This is a genomic window from Rhodocytophaga aerolata, from assembly GCF_030503435.1.
GTDB classification, from domain to species: Bacteria; Bacteroidota; Bacteroidia; order Cytophagales; family 172606-1; genus Rhodocytophaga; species Rhodocytophaga aerolata.
Genome location: NZ_JAUKPO010000046.1, coordinates 26,271 through 32,645 on the forward strand (window position 1 = coordinate 26,271; position 6,375 = coordinate 32,645).

The 6,375-nt window shown below is 39.4% G+C and carries 7 protein-coding genes; 1 reads left to right on the plus strand and 6 read right to left on the minus strand.

All coding sequences use genetic code 11. From position 1 onward, the window contains the following. Positions 1-7: 7 nt before the first annotated feature. Complete coding sequence (locus tag Q0590_RS33320; protein ID WP_302042001.1) at positions 8-928, minus strand: LytR/AlgR family response regulator transcription factor; 921 nt, start codon at positions 926-928, stop codon at positions 8-10. A gap of 525 nt (positions 929-1,453) precedes the next feature. Here Q0590_RS33320 and Q0590_RS33325 point away from each other — a divergent pair. Further along, positions 1,454-2,284: a TraB/GumN family protein gene (locus tag Q0590_RS33325; protein ID WP_302042002.1), complete on the plus strand. Its 831-nt coding sequence runs from the start codon at positions 1,454-1,456 to the stop codon at positions 2,282-2,284. Positions 2,285-2,682: 398 nt separating this feature from the next. On the opposite strand, the gene Q0590_RS33330 is transcribed toward Q0590_RS33325, so the two are convergent. The 5 genes from Q0590_RS33330 to Q0590_RS33350 form a co-directional block, all read right to left on the minus strand. Further along, a complete protein-coding gene (locus tag Q0590_RS33330) occupies positions 2,683-3,006 on the minus strand; it encodes a hypothetical protein (RefSeq protein WP_302042003.1) in 324 nt (107 codons plus the stop codon). 77 nt (positions 3,007-3,083) lie between these two features. Next, positions 3,084-4,240, minus strand: a protein-coding gene (locus Q0590_RS33335; protein WP_302042004.1) for an IS3 family transposase whose coding sequence is annotated in 2 segments (ribosomal slippage) — positions 3,084-3,961 and positions 3,961-4,240 — 1,158 coding nt in all. Because the reading frame shifts where the segments join, the coding sequence is not laid out codon by codon here. A gap of 46 nt (positions 4,241-4,286) precedes the next feature. Then, entirely contained in the window at positions 4,287-4,637 is a 351-nt protein-coding gene (locus tag Q0590_RS33340) for a hypothetical protein (protein WP_302042005.1), read from the minus strand. A gap of 89 nt (positions 4,638-4,726) precedes the next feature. Further along, positions 4,727-5,074 carry a hypothetical protein gene (locus Q0590_RS33345; RefSeq protein WP_302042006.1) on the minus strand — a complete coding sequence of 116 codons (348 nt, stop codon included), beginning with the start codon at positions 5,072-5,074 and terminating at the stop codon, positions 4,727-4,729. Between the two features lie 116 nt (positions 5,075-5,190). Further along, on the minus strand, positions 5,191-5,733 hold the full coding sequence (locus Q0590_RS33350) for a DUF4240 domain-containing protein (RefSeq protein WP_302042007.1): 543 nt from the start codon (positions 5,731-5,733) through the stop codon (positions 5,191-5,193). Between the last annotated feature and the right edge of the window lie 642 nt (positions 5,734-6,375).

The window sequence follows — 6,375 nt, forward strand, 5'->3', positions numbered from 1 at the left end:
GGCAGTATTACCGGCGCACCCATTCTTTAAACAGGGGAGACCTTTTCTGGCTGATAATAACCGCTTCATCTGTATCAGGTTGTAAAGCTACCTGCAGTTTACCATGATCCAGGTAAGAAAAATAGGTGCAGGCATTGAAATTTATAATGGTCTGGCGGTTGGCGCGGAAAAACAATTGCTCATCCACATGCGAGTAAATATCTTCCAGGGATTCGTCAATCAAAAATGTTTCGTTGGCAAATGTACGTAGGAAGTTATTTTCATCTTTGGTGAAAAAATAGGCTATTTCTTCTACCGGAAGCGGGATATTGCGTTGTCCTTTACTGATAATAAATACTTGCCTTTTTTTCTTAACCGATGCAGGTTCTGTACTCAACTTGGCAGCAACAGGTTCTCTCCTTTCAGGGGCTGGCTTGTGTGTTTCTTGGTTTGGAAGGAGAATGGCACTTTGTTTTAACTGCTGATAGTTTAAATAAAGATGAGAGGTAAAATAATAGCTATTGATGATGAGGATAATCACCACAGCTACCGGCAGTTCATTGGTATACCAGGTGGTTTTTGACATTTCCTGCCCAATAATATAGGTAAACTGCAGATAGGTAAGTACATGCACCAGAACAGAAGGGATAAATACACCAAACGTTATCTGGAGCAAGGCTCTTTGCAAGGTTTGTTCTTCCCAGGCGAGTCTTCTATCCAGATACCTGCTTACCCGGCTTATTATCTCCCATAAAACAAAGGCAATGCAAAACCCGGAGAGGACATCTATGTAATAAAATTTTTGCAGCAACAAGTAAAAAAGTGATTCCTCACGGCCTAGTATCTCAATGAAGTGTGATGCTAGAAAAGAGCCAATTACCTTAACCCAAAGATCAGTACGTTTTTCTCTGCTTGCGGATAAAGAAGCCTCGTTTTTGTAAAAGAACATTTGTCTTAAAACTTGCTTTACCCTATGGTATACACTTGTAGGACCGCTTTTTAGTCTAAATGAGTACATACCAGGAAGTTAAACATTGAGGTTGGTTTTTTAAGAATCCGGCGCAATTTATTTTTTACCTTAACTTGTCATATGGTAGATCAGAAATAGTGTTTTAACTGGGTAAAAGATATGAGCCTATTTGTAGCTGAACTTCACTCGAAATAGTGTACAAAGTTAAGCGCTTTTGCATACACTAATGTTAAATTGATAGATTATATAAGGCTCGATTTAAGTTACAGTATATTCCCCTTTTTGGTAACTTAAGAGAAGGGCAAGAGGGGAAAAAATAAGGTAAATAAATCTAGAGCCTATAGGTTTAGGAATTTTGGCTAATTTTTGTCAACTTATCTTAGTGGAAGTTCTAAAGGCTTTCATTACGTTTTACTCCTTTTGTAGTGCCATCCCATGTTCAAACCAACTAGACTTTCAACATCCTGCTTTTTTTTGTTTCTCCTTGTGTTGACTAGCAATCTTATGGGGCAAGTGCCAACAGAAAAAAGTCTGTTATGGAAAATATCGGGAAAAGATCTTTCTCAGCCTTCCTACTTATTTGGAACCGTGCATGTGATTGATTCCGCTCATTTTTTTATGCCTCAGGTTTGGCTAGATGCTTTCCAGGCATGTCAAGTACTGGTTACTGAGAATAACAATGACTCCTGGAAAATAAAGGAAGTGAGACAGGCTGCCCGACTACAAAGATATCCCAACAGAGGAACCGTAGCTAAAGATTTAAGTGAAGTTGATTTTAGAAGATTACACACCTTTTTACAAGACAGCCTTAAGCTGACCAATAAAAAGATCAAAGGAGTGCTGCGCTTGAAACCCTATGTTTTATTGAGTGCACTCTCAAACAATAAACCGGCTACCAAAGGCTACGAAAGGGAATTTATCCGCTTAGCAAGGGAGAGAAAATTGCCTGTTCAAGCGCTGGCAAGCCCTACCCAAACCCTACAATACTTGGAAAGAGTGGATCAAAAGCTGTTTCTACAGCAGATTGTATGGGATGTTTCAGTAAAAGCTAAAGGTGAACCTATTACAGGCATTGATTCGATGACTATGGCCTATTTACAACAAGATTTGCCCACTATCCACCGGCTCAACGAGCAAGGCAATGCCAAATCCTTTTTTGACATAGCGGTTAATGAGCGAAATCGAGACTGGATACCAGTGATTGAGGATATGATCGCTAGTCAGCCCACGTTTATAGCCGTGGGCGCCGGACATTTAGGCGGTGAGCAGGGATTAATTTATTTATTACGCAAACAAGGATACAGCGTTCTGCCAGTATTTTCTACAACTAACTAGATCAGACAGATTGAAATAAGCTGCATGCTGTTTCGTCTACAGCTGAGTATAAATGGTGTCAAACCTGCCCTTTTTCGGTGAGCGATAGAGAATTGAAGTGAAGTATGAAGAGGATGATGTATGAAGTATACTTGAGCAGTTTAAATAAAAGCAGTGTAATTCTAACTGCCTTTTGGGTAACTACAGGTATCAGCTTTTGTACCCATTACTCAATGTTGCCGAGTAAAAGGTACGTTGATATTGGGTACAAGTTTACGCTACTAACTTTATGACTATCAATCACAAAAAGGCACTTACCAAAGCTTGTATCCCAATTGGGACGTTTATTTGCACCTATGGAGCTAGCATTCCCGCAACTGTGGCGACAGAGCTGAGGCATGCCATGTTGCACGCATTTTTTATTTAATTATTCTTTCATTGCGTAACTCATCTGCCACGGATTTTGCGTCTTTTTCTGTTCTGCCAAAAATGTGAATAGACCAACCTTCATCTGCCCACCACACTGCCTTCACCAATATACAGGTATCACTTATCAACCATTGATTAGATTCGTCACTGCATTCAGCAATAAGCTTAAGATAACTCTTAGTCTGAATATAATTTTCAAATAAATCCGCTTTTTCCAGATTATAGTAGTAGGGCAATTCAAACCAATCTTTATACACATCTCTTAGTGCGTATTGCTCAATGAAGGTTTCAATAGAGGATTTGATTACTTGCATAGGCTCATCATAGATGCACAAATTACCATTATCACATAACGCAAAGTTGGAGTTCCCCCATTAGAAAGGAGACTAAGTTAAGCAACTAATGATAGTCGTTGCCAATTTTGCTCATATTCTTCAGGACTCATATAAGCCAAAGAAGAATGTCGGCGTTTTCTGTTGTACCACACCTCAATATAATAGAAAATATCCCTTTTTGCCTCTTTATGCGTTTGATAACTTTGATGATAGACCAATTCCTTTTTCAAGGTAGCAAAGAAACTTTCCATCGCTGCATTATCATAACAATTTCCTTTTCGGCTCATTGATGGTTGAAGGCCATCTTTTTTTAGTAACTGTTGATATTCAATACTAGCATATTGGCTGCCTCGGTCGGAGTGATGCAATAGACCACTAGTAGGTTGACGCATCCGTACAGCCATCTGTAAAGCAGCAATCACTAACTCTTTGGCTAAGGTTGGTTGCATAGACCAGCCTACAATTCGCCTGGAGAATAAATCTAATACCACTGCTAAGTATAGCCAGCCCTGTTTAGTCCAGATATAGGTAATATCGGTTGTCCACTTTTCATTGGGTGCTTCTGTTGTAAATTCCTGATTGAGTACATTGTTAGCTACCGGCAAATCATGATTAGAGTCAGTAGTGGTAATATATTTTTTCTTCACTTTAGCTTTGATATTATTAGCCTGCATTAGTCGGGCAACCCGATTTAAGCTGCATGTATAGCCTTTAGCTTTCAACTCTATATAAATCCGAGGGCTCCCGTAGGTTTGGTTGCTCTGCTTATGCACTTTTTTTATTTGCTCAACTAGCGGCTCATTTTTGTCTTTAATAGCAGTAATTATATTCCGACACCATTGGTAATATCCACTGGTGGATACCTGCAATACCCGACGCATTGCTTCTACTGAGAACTGCCCTAGATGATCTTTGATAAACTGGTACCTTAGCGAGGGCGCTGACCCAAGATACCTACTGCCTTTTTTAGTATCTCAAGCTCCTCCTTCAAGCGTAAATTTTCTTTTTTTAAGGCAGCCATCTCTTCATCCTTGGGATTACCTTTACCGGGAAAGGCTTTTTCTCCTGATTGGTCAGATTCTTGTTCCCATCGGCGGAGCATACTGGAATTAATGCCCAAATCCCTGGCTACTCCACTTTTGTTTTTACTTTCTGCAGCTAACCTGACAGCTGCTTCTTTAAATTCTTTAGAGTACTGTTTTCTTTGATCCATTGTTGACATTTGTTTAAAGTAATTTACTCTTTTTTAAATGTCCTTTTCAATGGGGGAAGTCCAAGTTGAACTGTGCAGTCTGATGTTCACCACAGGGAAAATAGTAATGCTCTCCAATCTTTTCACAGTCAATTGCTCTTAGAAGAAGTAAATCTTTTTTTGAAAACAGCTTTAAAATAAAACTATCTGACACTTTTGACGCATGTGTTAAATGATAGCCTGAGTAGTTACTTTGGAAATCAAGTAAGGCTTCAAAAGAAGGAAGTCCGCAACTTTTTAAGTAGAGACTGGTTGTAAATCTATCTGTGCTCCATGCCCAATCCCTCTTTTGTTTTTGCAAATATTTCTTAGCTCTTTCTGTCAATAGCATTTCTTTTTGTGCTTCAATTGCGTGCAACGAACATAGCTAAAAGCAACTATGGCTTCAAGATAAGGTTTGTGCTTTGGATGCCTAGTTGGCGTATTAGCCGAAGTTGTAGCAAGTTTTTATTTTTTCACAAATTCAGATTCTAAGTCTCTAAAAATTATTATTCGGGGTTGTCCAAAAAATAAAGGTCTTCGGAAATGTGTTTGAAAATACTCATCCTTATACGTAAAGACAATTTCATTTCCCTTGATTGTATAAGTTCCTACTCCCCACGAGTCACATTGAAAAGTTCCATTTTCATTTAATATAAGGTTGTCGCCATTCTTAACTCCATCTGCGCCAAATTTGTCTTCTATTTTTGCTATATATTCACCCGTTACCAAGAATTGTGGAAAATAGGAGTTGTAAGGGATGGCTAGAATAATGAATCCTATTATTCCCATTAAAATTTTTTCCCTATTTAACATTTAAGTTTTCAGATTTGCTACTGAGCCAAACGCTGACGCATACCGTGAGCCATTGGTGGAGCCATTTGCAGCCGGTGCTCGGATTGGCGTTTCAGCATGGCGTTAGCTGATGTTGGTTACTCTTTTCTAAATCTATGATACAGTTTGGGTAAGAGTGTCTTAAGTCTACTTGGAATGGCTTGCTTAGTTTCATCTACCCAATCCAAGGTAATCTCCTGGTATGGTATCGATTCTTCTCCTTCAATGCTTAATTCATCGAAGTCTTCCTCCCCTGTCTTTTCTTCATAGGCTTCACTTGCTGCATACATCAATAGTTCTCCACTATATTTACGGGCCAAGATGATACTGTCAATGTCAGCCAGGTTATCCGGGTTGTCTAGGGCCAGATCAAATACTGCTTTGCCTTGTCCAATCACCCAAGCTCGGAAGTAATCAAACCGATCATCTGAGCACCAACCTTCAATCAAATCAGCCGCTGCCCAAAGGGTAGAAATTTTAGTTTGGGCATAATATTCGTAGAAGATCCGGTCAAACTTGACAATGTCTTCTACTGGCAGTTTAACTAAGTGACTTTTAAGTATGTCTACTTGCTTATCAAAGTTTCCTTGACTGGCTAGTATAGAATCTTCAATCAACTTCCAAAACTTATCCTTATTCATTTATCTTTTTTCAATATCAACTAATGTAGCATGAGCAGCCGCATACAGAGTGCTGTGTTGAGCCTTTGAGCCAAGGTACACCGATTGGCGGCCTGAGTTTATTGTTGGTTGCTGTAGTTTAGCTTTCTAGGCTATTGTTCATTTTTGATTCTTGGGGTGAAGCCTCTTTCCTGACCAGCTTGACAGATAATCTACCTAACAGATAGCATCCATACAAAATAGGCAAAGCGTAGGTCTTGACTATATCCATCTTGCCAAATTCATTCAAAACAACTAAAAGAATAGCTGTTCCAACTATAAAAATGATATCTACTAAGACGTATTTGTTGAGCATAAAACTAGATATCTACTATTTACTTTTCTTTATAATCTTTCATATTGCAACCAATAGTTCAAACGCTCCCGCACACCGTGTGCTCTAGGTGAAGCCCTGTGGTAAAGCACACCGGTTGACGGCCTGAGCGTGGTGTTGGTTGTCTGTTGTTTTCCTTCTTTTTTAGGCTTTGGCCTGAGTGCTAGAGCCCTGTGGTGAAGCCTCAAGCGCGTAGGTTGTTGCCGGTGTAGATGGAAGCTATCCGCAGCAACCGAAAAAAGAAGGAAAAATAAGTCTTTGGCTCCTTCACCCTTTTAATCTTGCTGCCA